Below are 18,140 nucleotides of genomic sequence, written 5' to 3'. Positions count from 1 at the left end.
TCAATATTCTTACAATAACAGTCCGCCGCGATAAATAGAACAAAAAAATAACCGGAGCTTGTTCACCAGATGCCTTCAAATATACCTTTTCGGCCTTTTCACCGGCCTGCCCCGGATATTTCAGCGACCCGCAAGCCCGATGGCAGCCTGATTGTCAGAAGCAATATCCCCCTCGGCAATTATGAAGCGAATATTGGTGCGTACTGGCGGGCGGCGGCGGACCGGTTTCCGGACCGGGCGTTCCTCGTAAAATGCTCCCCTGACGATACCTGGCCTGAACTGAGTTATCGCACGGCTAGAGAGCAGTCTGACCGGATCAGCAGTTATTTGCTTTCAAGGGGTTATGGGCCAGACAAATCCATCATGATCCTGTCATCCAATAGCTTCGCCCATGCGACCTTGATGATGGGGGCGGTACAAGTTGGTATTCCCGTCACCCAGCTGTCGCCGTCATACTCTCTGGTTGGAAATGATTTCACCAAGCTTAAATATGCCGTGGAATTAACCGAACCGGGCATGATTTTTGCCGAAGATGGGAATACCTATGCGGCGGCCTTCGAATCGCTTGATCTTTCGGACAAGGACGTCGTCACGATAAGCGGAAAGGATCATGGCGGGATAAGGTTTGACGATCTGCTGGGACCGGTGGACAGCGTGTCCGTTGAGGCAGCGTTCAGCGCAGTTACGGGCGAAAGTCTCGCCAAGATTCTCTTTACCTCGGGATCGACCGGGATGCCGAAGGCGGTGCCCAATACCCATGAAATGCTCTGTGCGGCGCAAAAGACGCTGGAGCATGTCTCCGAGTCGCCGGATGCGGTGAATGACCCGACTCGAGTGCTTGACTGGCTTCCCTGGCATCATACCTATGGTGGTAATGTAAATTTCTTCGGTATTGCAAGGGTTTGCGGAACGTTGTTCATGGATGATGGGAAGCCGACGCCGGGTCTGTTCGGCCGGACGATCGAAAATCTGAAGCGTATTTCGCCGTCGCGGTTCAGTACGGTTCCGGCCGCCTACAGCTATCTTGCCGACCAGATGGAGGAGGATGAGGAACTCGGCCATGCGTTCTTCAAAAATGTCAAAATCTGCCAGTATGGCGGGGCGGCGCTGTCGCAGGAAATGTTCGAGCGCATGCAGCAACTCGCCATCAAATATATCGGGATGCGCATTCCCTTCGGCACAGGCTGGGGTGCGACGGAAACCACCGGCACCGGCACCGCTGTCCATTGGGACAGCGAGAAGGTCGGGCTGATCGGGGTTCCGACGCCTGGCATCACGGTGAAGATACTGCCCGTCGGCGAAAAGCTCGAAATCCGGATCAAGGGACCGAATGTCCATGCGGGCTATTACAAGCGCCCGGACCTGACGGCGCAATATTTCGATGAAGAGGGGTATTATTGTATCGGCGATGCGGTGAAGTGGGTCGATCCCGATTATCCGGAGAAGGGTATGATCTTCGATGGCCGCGTCGCCGAGGATTTTAAGCTCGCGAACGGGACATGGGTCAGCACCGGCTCCTTGCGGCTCTCGCTGATTGATGCCCTCGATCCGCTGGCCCGCGATGTGGTGATTGCCGGGCATGACCGGGACGAGGTGGGTATACTTGTCCTGTTGACCGAGGCCATGCAGAAAAAATATGCGGATCAACCGGGCGCGCTTTCCGCCGATGGCAGGCGGATTGTCGCCCCGGCACTGATTGAGGCTGTTCAGGAGAAAATCAGCCGCTATAATCAGGGCAATCCATCACCGAGCCGACGGGTGGGCCGGGCGCTGATACTGGCGGAGCCGCTGTCGGTGGACAAGAATGAGATAACGGACAAACAATATATCAATCAGGGAGCCGTCCTTTCCAACCGAGCCGATCTCGTGGCGCTGCTGTTTGCCGATGACGGCAGTGGCGGTGTTATAAAATTGAATAAAAACAATGCAATGAAAGGCGATAAAGATGTCAGGAATGAACAAGCGGATACTGCTTAAATCCCGCCCCGTCGGGGAACCGACAAAGGATAATTTCGAGTTGGTGGAAACACCGGTCCCGACGCCGGGGCCGGGAGAGTTTCGCGTGAAGGTTATCTATATGTCCCTCGATCCCTATATGCGGGGCCGCATGGGCGCGGAGAAGACCTATGCCGCCAATGCGGATGTCGGGGAGACCATGGTTGGCGGCGGTGTCGGCGTGGTCGAGGAATCGAACAACGACCAGTTCAAGCAAGGCGATTATGTCATGTGCGCCACCGGCTGGCAGAGCTACTGCCTGTCCGATGGAACCGGCGTAATGAAGCTCGACCCGGACCGGGCGCCGATCTCGACGGGTGTCGGCGTTCTTGGCATGCCGGGATTGACCGCCTATTACGGCATGCTGGAAATCGGTAAGCCGCAGGCGGGGGAAACGGTTGTTGTTGCGGCCGCCTCCGGCGCGGTTGGCGGCGTGGTTGGCCAGATCGCCAAGATCAAGGGTTGCCGCGCCATCGGCATCGCCGGATCGGCGGAAAAATGCGCCTTTGTCGTCGATGAACTCGGCTTCGATGCCTGCCTGAACTACAAATCCGCGGAATTCGAGGAGGAACTCGCCAAGGCCTGCCCGGACGGCATCGATGTCTATTTCGAGAATGTCGGCGGCAAGGTGTTCGAGGCGGTGCTGCCGCTGCTCAACGATGATTCCCGGATGCCGGTCTGTGGCTTGATCTCGCAATATAACATGACGGATTTGCCGGTGGGAACAAACATGCTGCCCGCCCTGATGCGGTCTGTCCTGACCCATCGAATCCTGATACAGGGCTTTATCATCTCCTTTCATTTCCACCATCTGCCGGCCTTCCTGAAGGATGCCAGCGGCTGGATCAGGGAAGGGAAGCTGAAATACCGCGAAGACATCGTGGAGGGGATCGAGAATGCGCCGGAGGCCTTTATGGGCCTGTTGAAGGGCAAGAATTTCGGAAAACTGCTGGTGCGGGTTGCCGATGATCCGACACGCAAATAAACAGTCAAAATAAGAAACTCAACAGGAAGGAAGCAAGAAAATGACTGCCATTACTGATTTTGTCAGTTACGAGGCGAAAGGAACGGTCGGGGTGATCACCATCGACAGCCCGCCGGTCAATGCCCTGAGCCAGAAAGTGCGCGCCGGGATACAGGGCGGCATCGAGGCCGCGGTTGCGGATAATAGCGTCAATGCCATTGTGCTGGCCTGCGCCGGGCGGACCTTTATCGCCGGGGCGGACATCACCGAGTTCGGCAAGCCGCCGCAGGAGCCGGGGCTGAACGATGTGATCGCCACCATGGAAAGCTCGACCAAGCCGGTTGTCGCCGCTATCCACGGCACGGCACTTGGCGGGGGACTTGAAACAGCACTTGGCTGTCATTACCGGGTGGCAAACCCGGGCGCGAAAGTTGGCCTGCCGGAAGTCAAGCTCGGCATTCTGCCCGGTGCGGGCGGGACACAGCGCCTGCCGCGCGTGGTCGGTGTGCCGATGGCGCTTGAAATGATAACCTCCGGCAATCCCATCGGCGCAAAAAAGGCGCTTGAGGTCGGCCTTGTCGATGAGGTGGTCGACGGCGACCTGACCGAGGGCGCGATTGCCTTTGCGAAAAAGATCGCGGCGGAAGGACGTCCGCTTGTGAAAATCAGCGAGCAGAATGACAAGCTGGAGGAAGCGAAGAAAAATCCGGCCATCTTTGATGAGTTCCGCAAAAAGAACGCCCGCAAGTTCCGCGGGTTCGAGGCCCCCCAAAACTGCATCAGGGCAATCGAGGGCGCGGTCAACCTGCCGTTCCCGGAAGGCCTGAAGCGCGAGCGCGAGCTGTTCATGGAGCTGATGAGCGGAGAACAGGCGAAGGCGCAGCAGTATTTCTTCTTCTCCGAACGGCTTGCCAACAAGATCCCGGATGTGCCGAAAGACACCCCGCTGATCGATATCAACACGGCGGGCATCGTCGGCGCAGGGACCATGGGCGGCGGCATCGCCATGAACTTCCTGCAGGCGGGCATTCCCGTCACCATTGTCGAGACCAGCCAGGAAGCGCTCGACAAGGGGATCAGCGTTATCAAATCGAACTACGCGGCCACCGTCTCCAAGGGGCGGCTGACGCAGGAGGCAATGGATAAATACATGTCGCTGCTGACCGGCAGCACCAATCTTGACGACCTGAAGGACGTCGATATCGTCATCGAGGCGATCTTCGAGAATATGGAAGTGAAGAAGGAAATCTTCGGCAAGCTTGATAAAATCTGCAAGCAAGGCGCGATCCTCGCCACCAATACCTCGACGCTGGACATCGATGAAATCGGCGAGGCAACCTCACGTCCCGAATATGTCATCGGACTGCATTTCTTCAGCCCGGCCAATGTGATGCGGCTGCTGGAAGAAGTCCGGACCAAGAAGACAAGCGCGACTGTCATGGCGACCTGCATGGCGCTTGCCAAGAAGATCGGCAAGGTCCCGGCCATGGTCGGCGTCTGTGAAGGCTTCGTTGGCAACCGCATGCTGGCCAAGCGCGGCGAACAGGCGGCGCAGCTCATCCTTGAAGGCGCGAAGATCGAGGATGTGGACCGGGTGCTCTATGAATTCGGTTTCCCGATGGGCCCGTTCGCCATGTCCGATCTTGCGGGCAATGACGTCGGTTGGCGTATCCGTCAGGGGCGCGGCGTGACCAGCCCGGTGGCTGATGCGATCTGCGAACTTGGCCGGTTCGGCCAGAAGACGGGAGCCGGATATTATCACTACGCCAAGGGCAGCCGCACGCCCGAGCCCGATCCCATCGTCGAGGATATCATCGTGAAAGCCGCCCGCGACGCCGGGATCAACCGGCGGCAAGTTTCGGATGAGGAAATCCTCAAGCGCTGCGTCTATCCGATGATCAACGAGGCGGCGAAGATTCTCGAAGAAGGCATCGCCACCCGTGCCAGCGACATCGATGTCATTTGGGTCTATGGCTATGGCTGGCCGATCTATCGCGGCGGGCCGATGCGCTATGCGGACCATATCGGCCTCGAAAATATCTATAACGACCTGCTGAAATTCAAGGAAGAGCATGGGGACGAATGGACCCCGGCACCGCTCCTTGAAAAGCTGGTCAAGGAAGGCAAGGGGTTTAAAGACCTTTAAGCTGATCCGCAATGAGAAAGCCCCGCGATTTCTGCGGGGCTTTTTTTTATGTCTTGGCGTGGCGGGCGAGATAGGTGACGGGGATGAGTGCCAACGCAAATACCAGGCCGGACACGAGGAAGCAGTCATGGAAGGTGAGGGTCATCATCTCAACCGTCTGGTCGACGGTCAGGGCCGCGCCCCCATTCGCGGTCATGATTTCCGCTCCGTAATGGGCCGAGCGCGCGGTAATGAGGAGGGCGATGACATTTACCCCGATGGTGCCACCCAGCATGCGGCAGAAGTTAAGCGCACCCGAAGCCTGCGGCACCTGCGGCGGCAACACACATGAGAGCGACAAGGTACTGTTGGCGGGCAGGATCAGGCCTAGCGCGGCGCGCCCGAGAATGATCCATCCGGCGATCATCCAGAAATGGCTCGCCTCATCGGCGAAGGTCAACGCATAGATCGAGATAACGAACAGGATTATTCCGGCATAGAGCAATCTGTGTGCGGGCAGACGATCGACCAGCCGTCCGGCCAGCGGTGAGACAAGGGCGAGGGCAAGGCCACCCGGCAGGAGCAGCAATCCTGCCTCCGTTGCGTCGCTGAGCTGCACGGTTCGCGCGAAGAGCGGCAGCATATAGATGGTGGAGAACATTCCCGCGCTTGTGATGGCGCCGACAATGACGGTCGAGGTGAATTTGAGGTTGCGGAACATCTCAAGCCGAAGAAGCGGGGCCTTGCTCTTCCTCTCCCTTCCGAAGAACAGGATGAAGCTGATCAGCGAAATAGCGAGATAGATGGTGACCTTGGGATCGGTTGCCGGATAGAACTGACTGTTGGACAGGCCAGTGAGCAGGTTGCCGACGGTCAAGGCAATGAGGCAGAAGCTGATCAGGTTGAACCGGCTTGACTGTTGCGCGTCATCCCGGTCGGGCAGGAAAATCCATCCGGCGACGGCGGCCATGAAGGAAAGCGGCAGCGCGGCGGTAAAGGTATAGTGCCAGTCAAAAACATCAGTGATCACGCCACCGATGGTCGGACCGACCGCAGGGCCCAGAACAACAATCATGCTGAACACCCCGATTGCGGAGCCGCGCCGGTTTTCCGGGAACAGCATGAAGACGAGCGCCATGGAGAGGGGCTGAATGATCCCGGCGCCCGACCCTTGCAGGATACGGGCGAATATCAGCAAGTTAAATTCGGGGGCAAACTGCCCGATCATACAGCCTGTAAAAAAGAGTGTCGAGGCGAAGAGAAACGTCTTCCGTGCGCCGATATTCTGTAGCAGCCAGGCAGACGCAAGCATGCAGACGGCATTTGCGCAGAGAAAACCTGTCGACATCCACTGCGCCGACGCCTGCGTTACATTGTAATCCGCCATGATATTGGTCAGCGCCACATTGATCATGGTGGAGGAGAAAATACTCGCAAGCAGGCCGAAGATAACGGCCAGAACCGCGAACCATTTAAAGCGCGTGCCGTATTTACTTTCCAGTAGCTCTAGTCGCGTACTCGACATATCAGTTTGAGAATTCGTTGCGGATTGCCCGGTTATGCTGGCCCAGAGCCGGGACGCCGCCATATTTCTTGTCCTCCCCCGTAAGGTGAATGGGGGAGGCCAGCAGATTGACCGGGCCGGAGGGGCTATCCACGATATTACGCTCGAGCTGCGGATGCTGCGACAGATCGGCGACACTGTTGAGCGCGCCGAAGGCGATGCGTCCCGCCTGCAACCGGTCGATTACTTCGGATCGTGGCAGGCTTCCGAACACCTTGTTAATCTCGGCGTTGAGGGCAGGGCGGTTGGCAACGCGCAGCTCGTTCGTCTTGAAAAGCGGATCATCGGCAAGGGCGGCGTTTTTAAGGCCATGTTCACAGAGGTTGCGCCATTCGGTCTGGTTCTGGATCGAGATGACGACGGGTCCGCCTTCCTTCGTCTCATACGCCTCATAGGGGGCAATGGAGGGATGGGAAAGTCCGCCGCGCCCCGGGGCCTTGCCGCCATATTCCTGATGCAGCAGCGGGACCGTCATCCAGTCCGCCATGCCCGCAAACAGGGTAGATTTTATGCACCGGCCCAAACCGGTCCGTTCGCGTTCATAAAGCGCCTCCAGCACACCGACGAGACCATGCATCCCGGCGGCGATATCGCACACGGAAACGCCGACGCGGCCCGGTCCCTCCGGTGATCCGGTAACCGAGGCAAGGCCTGTCTCCGACTGCACCAGCATGTCATAGGCCTTCATTTTCGCATATGGCCCTTCTTCGCCGTAACCGGAGATATCGACGGTGATCAGGCGCGGGTTTTCTGCCTGAAGTGCCTCATTGCCGAGCCCGTAGCGCGCCGCCGTACCGGGCGCGAGGTTCTGGATGAAGATATCGGCCTGGGAGATTATTTTCTTCATGAAATCAAGGTCTTCAGCGACTTTTATGTCAAGCTGGATTGATTCTTTTCCCCGGTTAAGCCAGACGAAATAGGCGCTCTCGCCATGGACAACCGTATCATAGTTGCGGGCAAAATCGCCTTCGGGGCGCTCGACCTTGATCACCCGCGCCCCGGCATCGGCCAGGCGACAGGAAAGGTAAGGCGCGGCGACCGCCTGTTCAAGGGAGACGACGAGGATTCCGTCAAGGGGACCGGGCATGGCTCACTTCTTTTTGATTATTCTGCAGGAACCCTATCTATGCCCTTTGATGCTAAAAGAATCAATAGGCCGTTACCCCATCCATATGGCCAGAATTCGGCTCAGATGCGCGTAAGGAAGGCCGGTCTCCTCATGCCAGTCATTGAAGGCCGCCTGCACCGACGCGCGATCCTTCTTCGAGGACAGCTTGCCGTTTCCGATCTTGAGCTTGTTGAGTGCCGCAACAACATCGGGGGTCAGGATAAAGCCGTCCTTTCCCATCATTCTAAGAAAATAGGGACTGGAGTTACCGCCAAGTTGCTTGAACCGCGTTTTCAATTCGTCCCAGAGGCCGATGATATTATCTGTCGGCCAGTCGGCAATATAATCGCCGACGGAGCCATGCTGTTTCGCAATCTCAACAAGGGTGATCGCATTATGGTGGGTTGCATGGATCTTGCCAAGATGGCGGATAATCGCGATATTCTCCATGAGGTCCGCAATGTCATCCTCGGTCATGAAGGCAACCTTCGACGGTTCAAACCCGTGAAACGCCTCCTCGAACGCAGGCCATTTATTCCGGACCATTGTCTGGTTCAACCCGGTCGAGAAGATGCGAAAGCTCATGGCGGAAAAATAATCGGCGGCGGGAATGGCGCGCAGCTCTTCGTCTGATTTCAGTGCGGGCATCCGGGCGGCGAGTTCGTCTGCGCCGCCTGCCAACTGTTCCGCTTCTTTACGGATTTTATCAAATGATATCATCGGGCCCTCCTTGATCGATGAAGACAGGATAGCCCGATCTTTTCCGCGCCGCTACGCCCTAAATCCGGCTTTTGAAATCGGCAGCTCCCGGACGCGCTCGCCCGTTGCGGCGAAGATCGCATTGGCGAGTGCCGGGGCAACGGGAGGGGTGCCTGGCTCGCCGATACCGCCCATGCGGCGACCGCTTGGGGCGAGGTGGACTTCTATGTCCGGGCAGTTGGCGAGGCGGATCATCTCGTAATCCGGAAAATTGCTGTTGATAACGGCGCCATTCTCGATCTCGATCTCCCCATAGAGCGCGGCTGTCAGGCCGAAGATGATCCCGCCTTCCATCTGTGCCGTTACCGTGTCGGGGTTAACAATTATCCCGCAGTCAACGACACAATAGATCTTGTCTATGGTGATTTCCTTGTCAGCGTTCACCGTTACCTCGACAACCTGCCCGACGATCGTGCCAAAGGATTCATGCAGGGCCACGCCGCGTCCGCGTCCCGCCGCGAGCGGGGCATCCCAGGCGCTCACTTGCACCAGCTTTTTAAGAACATTGGAAAAATCCGGTTGTGTCGTCAGATGGGCAAAGCGGAAGGCGACCGGGTCCTGCTCGGCGGCATGGGCCATCTCATCCATGAAGGATTCGGTGAAGAATGCATTATAGGAATGGCCGACGCTCCGCCAGAATCCGACTGGAATGGGTATGTCAACGGGGACATGATCGACCCGCATGTTCGAAAACTCATAAGGCAGGTCTGCCGCGCCCTCGGCCGTCGTGTTGTCCGATCTGTCCATCGTCATCCAGGGCAGGAGGCGGGCAGTGAAGGAGCCGCCAACGGACTGGCTGACGATCCGGTTTTCCCAGCCCGCGGTCTTGCCGCCGGTATCGAGACTGCCCCGGAAGCGGGATACGGCCGCCGGGCGGTACATATCATGCTGCATGTCGTTTTCACGCGTCCATTGTAGCTTGACCGGCTGGTCCTTCATTTCCTTGGCGATGGCGACCGCCATGACGGCAAGGTCGATTTCCGCCCGCCGTCCGAAACCGCCACCAAGATAGGGCGTGTGGATCGTAACATTCTCGGAGTCGACATCGGCGATATCGCCCGCATACCATTTCATTAGGGTCGGCGCCTGATTGGGCATCCAGATTTCCACCGCCTCATCACTGACAAGTGCGGTGCAGTTCATCGGTTCCATGCAGGCATGGGCGAGATAGGGAACTTTATAGAGTGCCTCGACAGTTGGCGGGGAGGCCTCGAAAGCGGATTTGATGTTGCCGGCTTCGGCATAGTCGCGCGCATCGCCGCTTTCCAGTTTATCCTCCATAAGTGCCATGATGCTGCCGGACGAATGGTCTTTTGCCGGTCCTTCCGTAAAGACAGGATTTAGCGCCTCCACCGCCGATTTGGCGCGCCAGAAGCTGTCGGCAACGACGGCCACGGCATTCTCAAGCGCCACGACCTTGAGGACGCCGGGCATTCCCAATGCGGGGGCGGGGTCATGACTTTCAAGGATGCCGTCCAGAGTCGGGGACAGGCGGACGGCAGCATGAACCATGCCGTCGAGCATAATATCGGTGCCAAAAACGGCGCTGCCATCAACCTTTGCCGGAATATCGAGGCGCGGTTGCGGCGTTCCAATCAGGGTGAACTCGCTGCTGTCTTTTAGGACCGGCTCGATTGAGATGGTCTCATCCGCGGCGGCAGCAACAAATTCACCGTAGCTGCCTTCAAATCCCTTCTCTCGGTGGCGGATAATGCCATTCTTGACCTCGCATTCGCTGGCGGGCACGCCCCAGTTTTTCGCGGCGGCACTGACCAGCATGGCTTTCGCGATTGCCCCGGCTTGTCGCATGGGCGCCCAAGCATCGCGGACCGAGGTGCTGCCACCGGTGACCTGAACGCCCAGCAGGCTGCCGACCTTCTCCATGGCCCATGCACCTACTGTATCCTCGCCCTTATGATAGCCATCATTGAAGGGGAGCGAATCCTGTATCAGGGTGATATTTGCATAGACATCGTCCACTGGTGACTGCTCGGCGGCAACATCAGTGAAATCGACATCCATTTCATCGGCGACCAGCATGGCGAGCGCGGTATAGACGCCCTGTCCCATTTCCGAGCGCGGTATGGCGACGGTGACCTTGCCGTTCTGATCGACCTTGACCCAGGCATTGAGAGCGATTTCGCCCTCATCGGTTGTAGTGCGGAGAGCCGCGTTGTTGCGATGATTGCCATCAAAGCTGCAGCCGACGGCAAGACCGCCACCGACCAAGGCGCCTGCCACCAGAAAGTTACGCCGGGAAAGAGTGAATTTGCTCATCCGCTCTGCCTTTGCAGTTCAATCGCGCGGCGGATTGCCTTGTGGATACGCGGATATGTGCCGCAGCGACATATATTGGTGATATTTTCCGCAATATCGTTATCGCTTGGGGAGGGGTTTTCGCGAAGGAAGGCGGAGACCGCCATGATCAGGCCGGACTGGCAATATCCGCATTGCGGTACCTGCTCGTCGATCCAGGCCTGCTGCACCGGATGCAGCTTGTCCGCGGTCATACCTTCGATTGTCGTGATTTTTGCGCCCACCGCGTCCACAGCAAGATAACCGCAGGAGCGCACGGCCTCACCATCCACATGAACGGTGCATGCGCCGCAGGCGGAAATGCCGCAGCCGTATTTCGTGCCGGTCAGCTTCACGGTATCGCGCAAGACCCAGAGAAGGGGAGTATCCTCCTCCACCTCCAGTTCGTGTATCGTTCCGTTTATATCGAGCTTGATCATCGGACTCCGTTCGTCACTTCCGGAAAACAGGCATGAATAATAGAATATGTTGCCGGAATTTTCCATGACAACCCGTGAAAGTGTCTTATTTGTGGTCGGTCTCCGGCGGGATCAGGCCGCGCCGTCCTCAATCACCTTCAGGAAGGTCGAGCCGTATTTCTCCAGCTTGCTGCGGCCGACGCCCTGCAATTCCCCAAATGCCGAGAGGGATTGGGGCTTGAGCGCCGCCATCTCGATTAATGTCCGGTCATGAAAAATGACATAGGGCGGCACATTCTGCTCCTTCGCGAGATCAAGACGAACCGATTTCAAGAGATTAAAAAGTGCTTCCTCATGGGCATTGGCGAAATGGCGCGGGGTCTTCGCTGTGGACTTTGTGCCTTTCGTTGGAGCTGGGCTCTTCTTCAGCTTGAGCGTCTCATCGCCTTTCAGGATCGGGCGGCAGCTTTCATCGAGGGACAGGCCACCATACCCTTCCATATCCACATTGAGCAGACCATGGGCGAGAAGCTGGCGGAAGATCGATTGCCAGTCCGGGCGGGAGATTCCCTTGCCCATGCCATAGGTGCTGAGTTGGCCATGGCCGAACTTCCGGATCTTCTCGGTTTCCGCGCCGACCAGGATATCGATGATATGGCCCGCGCCAAACATCTCGCCGCTCCTGTATATACAGGAAAGAGCCATCTGCGCCGCTTCCGTCGCATCGAAAAGATTTGCCGGTTCCAGGCAGTTATCACAGTTGTCGCAGGTTTCGGGCGGCTCCTCCCCGAAATATTTCAGGATCAGGTAGCGGCGGCAAAGCGCGCTCTCGCAGAACTGAAGGAGGGATTCGAGTTTCGTGCGGTCGAGCTGCTGCTGGGCGAGGGTCTTGTCCGGATTCTGCATCAGGAATTTGAGTTTCGCCACATCCTGAAGGCCGTAGGCAAGCCAGGCATCGGCGGGCAGGTCATCGCGCCCGGCGCGGCCCGTCTCCTGATAATAGCTCTCCATATTTTTCGGCAGGTCCAGATGGGCGACGAACCGCACATCCGGCTTGTCGATGCCCATACCGAAGGCGATAGTCGCGACAATGATCACCGCATCGTCTTTAAGGAATCTTGCCTGCGTCGCCTGTCGCGTCGCCGCCTCCAGTCCGGCGTGATAGGGGAGCGCAATGCGCCCGGTCGCGGTAATCTTGGCGGCAACCTGCTCTACCTTTTTCCGGGACATGCAATAGACGATACCCGCATCCTCGTTATGCTCCGTTTTGATGAAGTCGAGCAGCTGCGCCGTGCCATTGTTCTTTGTCGTCAGGCGGTAGCAGATATTCGGCCGGTCAAATCCGGCGCGGTAGATTTTCCCGAAGGAAAGCCCAAGCCGCTCGATAATATCCTTCTCCGTCGGCTCGTCAGCCGTCGCGGTGAGGGCGAGGCGCGGAACGTTTGGAAATTTCTCATGGAGGATGGCAAGTCGCAGATATTCCGGGCGGAAATCATGGCCCCATTGCGAGACGCAATGCGCCTCGTCAATCGCGAAGAGAGAAATCTCAGAGCGCGAGACAAGATCGAGAAAACCGCCGGCGAACAGCCGTTCCGGCGCGATGTAAAGGAGTTTCAGCTCCCCGTTCAGGAAAGCGGAGCGGACCGCATCCTGTTCCGCAGAGCTATGAGCGGAATTGAGCGCCGCCGCCGCGATACCGAGCTGTTGCAGGGCTTCCACCTGGTTCTGCATCAGGGCGATCAACGGCGAAATAACGATTGCCGTCCCCTCCATACAGAGGGCCGGGATCTGGTAGCACAGCGACTTGCCGCCACCCGTCGGCATGAGGACGAGGGCGTCCCGTTTGGCAATGATATGATCGATAATGTCGGCCTGATCTCCCCGGAATGCGGGATAGCCGAAAACGGTGGAAAGAATCTGGGCAGGGTTACGCAACATACCCCTTTATACAGTCATCCTGTCGCCGATCAATGGGTGATTGGCGGACGGAGGCGGGTTATTCGCCTTCGCCGGTTTTTGGTATCAGCCGCGCTGCTTCAGCTGTTCCTTGAGCGCCTGAATTTCAAGGGCCGCCTCTGCGAGGAGTGATTTCAGACGCTGGTTCTCCTCGTCGACTTTCTTGAGGCGGCTGATTTCCTGGGCGCCGCTCTGCTCGGCCCGTTTTTTCCAGCGATATATTGTCGCCCGGGAGACATCATGGGCCTTTGTTGTCTCCTCGATTGTCCGGCCGTCGGCCAGTTCCTGAAGGATCATGTTGATCTCCTGCTGAGTATAACTTTTGCGTTCCATGAGACTGAACGTCCTCGATTGAATGTTTCTACCGTGCCATCATGCCTCAGCTTTCCGTTGTCATATCATGTCCGTTGCCGTCGCCAGCCTGTGATGCGGCTTTATTTTTTACCGAGTTCGTTGACCACCGCCTGAAGGGCGGCGAGATTTTCCGGAATGGCGCTGCCGTTGATCAGATCCTGCGAGGCTTTCGCGGCCGCCGCCGGATCTGAACTCAGCAGCTGCTTGGAGGCTGCGATGGTAATGGCGTTATGTATTGAATAGCTATGTTGCTGTTGCGCGATGACGTTCTGAAGCGCGAGCCCGACTGAGTGGGCCATTTGCTGATACAGAATGGCCATTGCCTCGGATGGGGCATCTCCTAGGACGCTTAGATTCGTCTGCGCGATGGCGCCCGTGATCTGGCTGTTTACAAATGACTCTGATGGCATTGCCGCTCTCCTATTGTCCTTCTGGTTGGTCCGGATGGTGCGATTTTATCGGGACGCTATGGCTTTAGGGGTGTCTGCGGCGGGGCGTGGGGCGAAGTTGTCGGCGCCGCGCGGGCGACCGGTTGGGACGCATGGCTGTTGTGGTGGAAATGATGGCTGGCCGCGGGCTGCCGTGGTTGCGCCAGAAGGCCTGCCGTGCTGCGTCCGGCAGTTCCCGAGGAGAGCGACAGCAGTGATTGCAGGTTCTGTGCGGTTGACGCCAGGCTCAGGCTGTAATTGTTCTGCTGGTTGGCCACCGCATTCTGCATGGCGGTGCCCACAGCCTGCGCCGTGGTCTGGTAAAGAGTGCCCAGGGATTGTGCTGGCGCAAGGCCGATGTTCATCACATTTGCCTGGGTGATGGCGTCGGTGATCTGGCTGTTCACCGATTTTGTATGTTCCGATGTTCTGTTCGCGGTCATAGGCTTATCCTGTCACGATCGATGCTGCCGCCGGGTCGAATACTACGCATCCATCACAGAGCGCGACAAAGGCGCAATATTCGATATACCGGTGAGAATGAGACTGTTCTCAGGCAGTAGGGTTAAGTGTTGAATTTCGGGGCGTTGGGGTTTTCCTGCCGGAAGCTCGCAAGGACGCCTTTCAAAGACGCCATGGTTTCGGCGACGGGATTTCCGCTCAGGATTTCCTGAGTGGATTTACCTTCGGCCGCGACATCCAGGGTATACAGCAGGCTGACCGCACCGGTGACCACAGCTGAATCGATGGAATTCTTGTGCTGCTGGTTGGCGACCATATTCTGCATCGACATACCGGTGGATTGTGCCATCATCTGGTACAGCATACCCATCGATTCCGCCGGAGCATCGCCCAGCACTTTCACATTCGTCTGGGTGACTGAATCGGTGATCTGGCTGTTCATCCAAGTATTATCCGCCATTGTCTAACTCCTTTATCTTTCAAATCCTTAGTAAAAATTGTCTAGAACGCTTTCGCGGCGGCCTGCAGGGAGGTGAGGGATTCCGCGACCGGGTTCCCGCCGAGAATTTCGGATGTCGCTTTGGAATCTGTCGCTGTTGACATTGCGTAGAGTACATTCGTTCCTTGCGTTGTCACCGCGAGGTCAACCGAATTGGCTCCCTGTTGGTTCGAGACAGCATTCTGCATGCTTGCGCCAACCACCTGGGCGAAAACCTGGTAGGCATTGGCCATGGCAATGGCTGGTGCATCACCCAGAATGCTGACGTTGGCTTGGGTAACGGAATCGGTTATCTGGGCATTGACTGGTGTATCCCCTGGCATGGGTCATTCTCCTTTAAAAATGTCAGGAACTCGTTCCTGTTAATGTTGTTAGGTTTGTGACTTCTGTGCTGTTTGCGCTTTCTTCAATTCAACGATGATCGCCTGAAGCGCCGAGACTATTTCTGCGTTCACATTTCCGGACAGGATTTCCTGTGATGCCTTCGCATCGAGCGAGGTGTCCATGCTGTAGAGCATGGCGACGCCCTGGCTGACGATAGCATTGTCGATTGTGTTCATGCTGTGCTGGTTGGCGTCCGCGTTCTGCATGGACACGCCGACAGCCTGGGCCATCATCTGATAGACTGTGCCCATGGATTGCGCCGGGGCGCCGCCGATCACCATCAGGTTGGACTGGGTAACGGCGTCGGTAATTTGGCTATTGACGGGTGTGTCGTTTGCCATTGACTAATCCTCTTTCATTCCTGTCAGCGTTGATCGAGAGAGGCTATGTATCCTCTTTCAATATGCAGAAGACGCCGTGGCGTGAGATTATGTGACGCATCGGTGAGATTTTCTTGCAGCCAATGCGAAAACTCTCGCCGGTCTTGAGAAATGCCGGAGTGGCCCCGTATGCGTGAAGTCAGGTGGGTAATCCTGAAAGTGCTGTAATTCTGGGAAAAAATGAGTCTTGTCGAGACCGGTGTCAGTGTTTCGGAGACCGGCGATCGGGCGTTAAAATTTTTTCGGTCCGGACAAAACAGGCAGAAAACCCGAATGTTTCGGACTAGACCTGTATCGGCAACCACTGGCCAGCGAACGGGCAAGGCGGAGTGAACTCCACCTTGCAAAATAGTCTTCACCCGCCCATTTGCTGCACGATCTTATCCATGGCGGCAGCGGTTGCGGCGACGGCATCTGCGGTAATGCCGGCGATTTCCTGGCTGGTCTGCGCGGCAAGGGCAGTGCCGCCCGCACTTGTCACGGCGTTCAAGCTGGTGACAGCGGCCTGGGTCTGCGCGTTCAGGGCCTGGGTAATGGCGGCGGTCTGCGCGTTGTAGGATTCGCCGATTGTTGCCTTCTGCGCGCTGATCGAGACAGCCTCGGCATTCTTGAGGGCGGTGAGGGCGGCGGCACCGGCATTGGTGACGCTGTTCATCATGTTCGAGTTTGCCGTCGCGTTCTCCAGTGCCAAACCGGACGAATGAGCGGCAAACTGATAGAGGAGACCCATTGCAAATGTCGCCGAATCCTCGATTTTAGCAGGAGCGGGGGACGAGGAGCCGTCGGTCCCGGAAGTGGATGTTGCCATGATTATAATCCATTAAAAAATATGTCAAAAAAAATGAATACCTAAAGTTGTCAAAGTCATTTAAGGGCTTGTGGAAGACGATGGTGACTCGGACTTGCTACTGTCCGAAGCCTTTGTCTCCGTACTCGTACCAGATGCCGCTTTGTCGGTGCTATCCGATGGGGTCTTGTTGTCAGTGCCGGAGGCCGTGTCTGATCCGCTCGCACTGTCGGTAGTTGCCGGAGCACCAGACGGATTGGTCGCAAGGGTCATCAGCTTCTGGAGGTAGTCGAGACGCTCTGTCGGGGTGAGTTTTTCTATCTGGTCAGCAAATCCGTTTCGAAGCAGACCGCTTGTCCCTGCTGCGACCGCTGCCGCACCGAGGATATTCAAGTGCTGCTGATTGGTGACTGCGTTCTGGGATGCCATACCGGCCGCCTGGGCAAGATTAAGATACATTGTTGCCATGGATTTTGCAGTAGAACTGCCTAAAAGTATCTCATTTGTCGCTAAAACTGAGTTTTGTATTTGATCATCTGATTGTGAATTTGCCATTTTACAGTTCCAATATTTAAAATAGGTTATTTATAATAACATTATATATATAAATACTATAAAATATTACAACTACAAATTTATAGGTAATTATTAACTCATATTTACTGTAACTTTAACTGTATTATTTCATTCCTCATACGCTCGTATTAAAAATATAAAATATTAAAAAGACACTTTAAAAGTGCATAAAATAGCCCAAATAAAAATCATCAAACGGGCAGCGCGGCGTAACAGCACTCCCATTTAGTCAGTTTTGCATTCCAGAAATTCAAATTTACTAGGGGAACAACGTGAATCCGCTGCGGCAAAAAACACACCCAAAACCTGATTTTCCTATGAGCAAATGCACACCGGTTCGTGATCTTCCCTTTGCAGAATTTCCGCCGATCTGTCCGGCAAATCTCAAAATTATAGATCCAGACATGGATCACAATCCTCCTCTGTTAGAAGCAGTCGAAACACTGGAAGACGCACTTTCCGCAGAGAAGTTCTGGGATGCGTGGCACTCTCATAAGGAGTATTTGATCAAGCTGAGTATGATCTGGATGAATATCAGCGCAGCGGACGCCGAAGATGCCTTCAGCGATGCCACGATCCGCGCCTATGAAAAATATGCAGACCATGCCGCCCAGATCAGTAACGAGCGGGCCTGGTTCGCGCGGTTGCTGCATAATATCTGCATCGACAAGCACCGCGCCAATAAACGATTGCGGAATCTCTATGATAAGGTGAAGGAGATCAGCGCCATCGACCTTTCTGTATACGAAACCCAGCAATTGACGCCGGAAGCAAGCCTGCTGAATGCGGAGCTTGGTCGACGTTTGCGGGAGGCAATCGAGAGCCTGCCCGACAGGTTGCGCGGGCCCGTCGTTCTGCGACTGGTACAAGGGGAGGAATATGAGACAATTGCGCGCAAACTCGGCATCTCCAACGATAACGTGCGCAAAAGGGTACAGCAGGGACGCGCGCGCCTCCGGGAAAATCTAGAGGCTTTCCGCGGTTAAACATGCCTGATTGCACTATATTTTGATTTCCCTATCGACATTCCCCGGCGAAATCGGGTAACGATATCCGTGAGTACTTCCGGTGAAAGCTGGATCAAG

18 protein-coding genes are annotated in these 18,140 nt (G+C 56.4%); 4 read left to right on the top strand and 14 right to left on the bottom strand.

All coding sequences use genetic code 11. The features are described from left to right. Positions 1-69: 69 nt before the first annotated feature. Genes AACZ19_RS00250 through AACZ19_RS00240 form a run of 3 tightly spaced genes read left to right on the top strand, consistent with a single transcriptional unit; the run spans position 70 to position 5,105 of the window. Complete coding sequence (locus AACZ19_RS00250; RefSeq protein WP_339630051.1) at positions 70-1,977, top strand: AMP-binding protein; 1,908 nt, start codon at positions 70-72, stop codon at positions 1,975-1,977. Continuing rightward, a complete protein-coding gene (locus AACZ19_RS00245; protein WP_339630050.1) occupies positions 1,946-2,980 on the top strand; it encodes an NADP-dependent oxidoreductase in 1,035 nt (344 codons plus the stop codon). Before AACZ19_RS00250 ends, AACZ19_RS00245 begins: the two co-directional genes overlap by 32 nt. Positions 2,981-3,020: 40 nt before the next feature. Next, positions 3,021-5,105 carry a 3-hydroxyacyl-CoA dehydrogenase NAD-binding domain-containing protein gene (locus AACZ19_RS00240; protein ID WP_339630049.1) on the top strand — a complete coding sequence of 695 codons (2,085 nt, stop codon included), beginning with the start codon at positions 3,021-3,023 and terminating at the stop codon, positions 5,103-5,105. A 46-nt stretch (positions 5,106-5,151) separates the two neighbouring features. On the opposite strand, the gene AACZ19_RS00235 is transcribed toward AACZ19_RS00240, so the two are convergent. From AACZ19_RS00235 to AACZ19_RS00170, 14 genes are all read right to left on the bottom strand, one after another. Further along, entirely contained in the window at positions 5,152-6,672 is a 1,521-nt protein-coding gene (locus AACZ19_RS00235; RefSeq protein ID WP_339630048.1) for a DHA2 family efflux MFS transporter permease subunit, read from the bottom strand. Then, on the bottom strand, positions 6,611-7,735 hold the full coding sequence (locus AACZ19_RS00230; RefSeq protein ID WP_339630047.1) for a CaiB/BaiF CoA-transferase family protein: 1,125 nt from the start codon (positions 7,733-7,735) through the stop codon (positions 6,611-6,613). Before AACZ19_RS00230 ends, AACZ19_RS00235 begins: the two co-directional genes overlap by 62 nt. Positions 7,736-7,807: 72 nt before the next feature. Further along, a complete protein-coding gene (locus tag AACZ19_RS00225; protein WP_339630046.1) occupies positions 7,808-8,476 on the bottom strand; it encodes a DNA-3-methyladenine glycosylase I in 669 nt (222 codons plus the stop codon). 51 nt (positions 8,477-8,527) lie between these two features. Further along, a complete protein-coding gene (locus tag AACZ19_RS00220; RefSeq protein ID WP_339630045.1) occupies positions 8,528-10,792 on the bottom strand; it encodes a xanthine dehydrogenase family protein molybdopterin-binding subunit in 2,265 nt (754 codons plus the stop codon). Beyond that, positions 10,789-11,250: a (2Fe-2S)-binding protein gene (locus AACZ19_RS00215; protein ID WP_339630044.1), complete on the bottom strand. Its 462-nt coding sequence runs from the start codon at positions 11,248-11,250 to the stop codon at positions 10,789-10,791. Before AACZ19_RS00215 ends, AACZ19_RS00220 begins: the two co-directional genes overlap by 4 nt. 111 nt (positions 11,251-11,361) lie before the next feature. Beyond that, a complete protein-coding gene (gene recQ, locus AACZ19_RS00210) occupies positions 11,362-13,167 on the bottom strand; it encodes a DNA helicase RecQ (RefSeq protein ID WP_339630043.1) in 1,806 nt (601 codons plus the stop codon). Between the two features lie 84 nt (positions 13,168-13,251). Next, complete coding sequence (locus tag AACZ19_RS00205) at positions 13,252-13,518, bottom strand: transposase (RefSeq protein WP_339630042.1); 267 nt, start codon at positions 13,516-13,518, stop codon at positions 13,252-13,254. 101 nt (positions 13,519-13,619) lie between these two features. Next, positions 13,620-13,949 carry a RebB family R body protein gene (locus tag AACZ19_RS00200; protein ID WP_339630041.1) on the bottom strand — a complete coding sequence of 110 codons (330 nt, stop codon included), beginning with the start codon at positions 13,947-13,949 and terminating at the stop codon, positions 13,620-13,622. A gap of 56 nt (positions 13,950-14,005) precedes the next feature. Continuing rightward, positions 14,006-14,410 (bottom strand): RebB family R body protein, encoded by a 405-nt coding sequence (locus AACZ19_RS00195; RefSeq protein ID WP_339630040.1) that lies wholly within the window; start codon positions 14,408-14,410, stop codon positions 14,006-14,008. A gap of 122 nt (positions 14,411-14,532) precedes the next feature. Next, positions 14,533-14,889 carry a RebB family R body protein gene (locus AACZ19_RS00190; protein WP_339630039.1) on the bottom strand — a complete coding sequence of 119 codons (357 nt, stop codon included), beginning with the start codon at positions 14,887-14,889 and terminating at the stop codon, positions 14,533-14,535. A 41-nt stretch (positions 14,890-14,930) separates the two neighbouring features. Continuing rightward, positions 14,931-15,251 (bottom strand): RebB family R body protein, encoded by a 321-nt coding sequence (locus tag AACZ19_RS00185; RefSeq protein ID WP_339630038.1) that lies wholly within the window; start codon positions 15,249-15,251, stop codon positions 14,931-14,933. 48 nt (positions 15,252-15,299) lie between these two features. Then, complete coding sequence (locus tag AACZ19_RS00180) at positions 15,300-15,653, bottom strand: RebB family R body protein (protein ID WP_339630037.1); 354 nt, start codon at positions 15,651-15,653, stop codon at positions 15,300-15,302. A 394-nt stretch (positions 15,654-16,047) separates the two neighbouring features. Then, positions 16,048-16,500: a hypothetical protein gene (locus AACZ19_RS00175; protein WP_339630036.1), complete on the bottom strand. Its 453-nt coding sequence runs from the start codon at positions 16,498-16,500 to the stop codon at positions 16,048-16,050. A gap of 60 nt (positions 16,501-16,560) precedes the next feature. Continuing rightward, positions 16,561-17,034 (bottom strand): RebB family R body protein, encoded by a 474-nt coding sequence (locus AACZ19_RS00170; protein ID WP_339630035.1) that lies wholly within the window; start codon positions 17,032-17,034, stop codon positions 16,561-16,563. A gap of 338 nt (positions 17,035-17,372) precedes the next feature. On the opposite strand from AACZ19_RS00170, the gene AACZ19_RS00165 reads away from it, so the two are divergent. Beyond that, positions 17,373-18,041: an RNA polymerase sigma factor gene (locus tag AACZ19_RS00165; protein WP_339630034.1), complete on the top strand. Its 669-nt coding sequence runs from the start codon at positions 17,373-17,375 to the stop codon at positions 18,039-18,041. Positions 18,042-18,140: the final 99 nt, after the last annotated feature.

The sequence above is a fragment of the uncultured Sneathiella sp. genome, assembly GCF_963973085.1.
Classification (GTDB): domain Bacteria; phylum Pseudomonadota; class Alphaproteobacteria; order Sneathiellales; family Sneathiellaceae; genus Sneathiella.
The sequence above is the reverse complement of the archived record's forward strand: the minus strand, read 5'-3'. Positions and strand labels throughout refer to the sequence as shown.

Coding starts and splice junctions, on each gene's coding strand:
- AACZ19_RS00240 (WP_339630049.1), top strand. CDS start 3,021: ATGACTGCCATTACTGATTTTGTCAGTTACGAGGCGAAAGGAACGGTC.
- AACZ19_RS00250 (WP_339630051.1), top strand. CDS start 70: ATGCCTTCAAATATACCTTTTCGGCCTTTTCACCGGCCTGCCCCGGAT.
- AACZ19_RS00190 (WP_339630039.1), bottom strand. CDS start 14,889: ATGGCGGATAATACTTGGATGAACAGCCAGATCACCGATTCAGTCACC.
- AACZ19_RS00170 (WP_339630035.1), bottom strand. CDS start 17,034: ATGGCAAATTCACAATCAGATGATCAAATACAAAACTCAGTTTTAGCG.
- AACZ19_RS00200 (WP_339630041.1), bottom strand. CDS start 13,949: ATGCCATCAGAGTCATTTGTAAACAGCCAGATCACGGGCGCCATCGCG.
- AACZ19_RS00235 (WP_339630048.1), bottom strand. CDS start 6,672: ATGGCGGCGTCCCGGCTCTGGGCCAGCATAACCGGGCAATCCGCAACG.
- AACZ19_RS00205 (WP_339630042.1), bottom strand. CDS start 13,518: ATGGAACGCAAAAGTTATACTCAGCAGGAGATCAACATGATCCTTCAG.
- AACZ19_RS00165 (WP_339630034.1), top strand. CDS start 17,373: ATGAGCAAATGCACACCGGTTCGTGATCTTCCCTTTGCAGAATTTCCG.
- AACZ19_RS00180 (WP_339630037.1), bottom strand. CDS start 15,653: ATGGCAAACGACACACCCGTCAATAGCCAAATTACCGACGCCGTTACC.
- AACZ19_RS00195 (WP_339630040.1), bottom strand. CDS start 14,410: ATGACCGCGAACAGAACATCGGAACATACAAAATCGGTGAACAGCCAG.
- AACZ19_RS00230 (WP_339630047.1), bottom strand. CDS start 7,735: ATGCCCGGTCCCCTTGACGGAATCCTCGTCGTCTCCCTTGAACAGGCG.
- AACZ19_RS00245 (WP_339630050.1), top strand. CDS start 1,946: ATGTCAGGAATGAACAAGCGGATACTGCTTAAATCCCGCCCCGTCGGG.
- AACZ19_RS00215 (WP_339630044.1), bottom strand. CDS start 11,250: ATGATCAAGCTCGATATAAACGGAACGATACACGAACTGGAGGTGGAG.
- AACZ19_RS00175 (WP_339630036.1), bottom strand. CDS start 16,500: ATGGCAACATCCACTTCCGGGACCGACGGCTCCTCGTCCCCCGCTCCT.
- recQ (WP_339630043.1), bottom strand. CDS start 13,167: ATGTTGCGTAACCCTGCCCAGATTCTTTCCACCGTTTTCGGCTATCCC.
- AACZ19_RS00225 (WP_339630046.1), bottom strand. CDS start 8,476: ATGATATCATTTGATAAAATCCGTAAAGAAGCGGAACAGTTGGCAGGC.
- AACZ19_RS00220 (WP_339630045.1), bottom strand. CDS start 10,792: ATGAGCAAATTCACTCTTTCCCGGCGTAACTTTCTGGTGGCAGGCGCC.
- AACZ19_RS00185 (WP_339630038.1), bottom strand. CDS start 15,251: ATGCCAGGGGATACACCAGTCAATGCCCAGATAACCGATTCCGTTACC.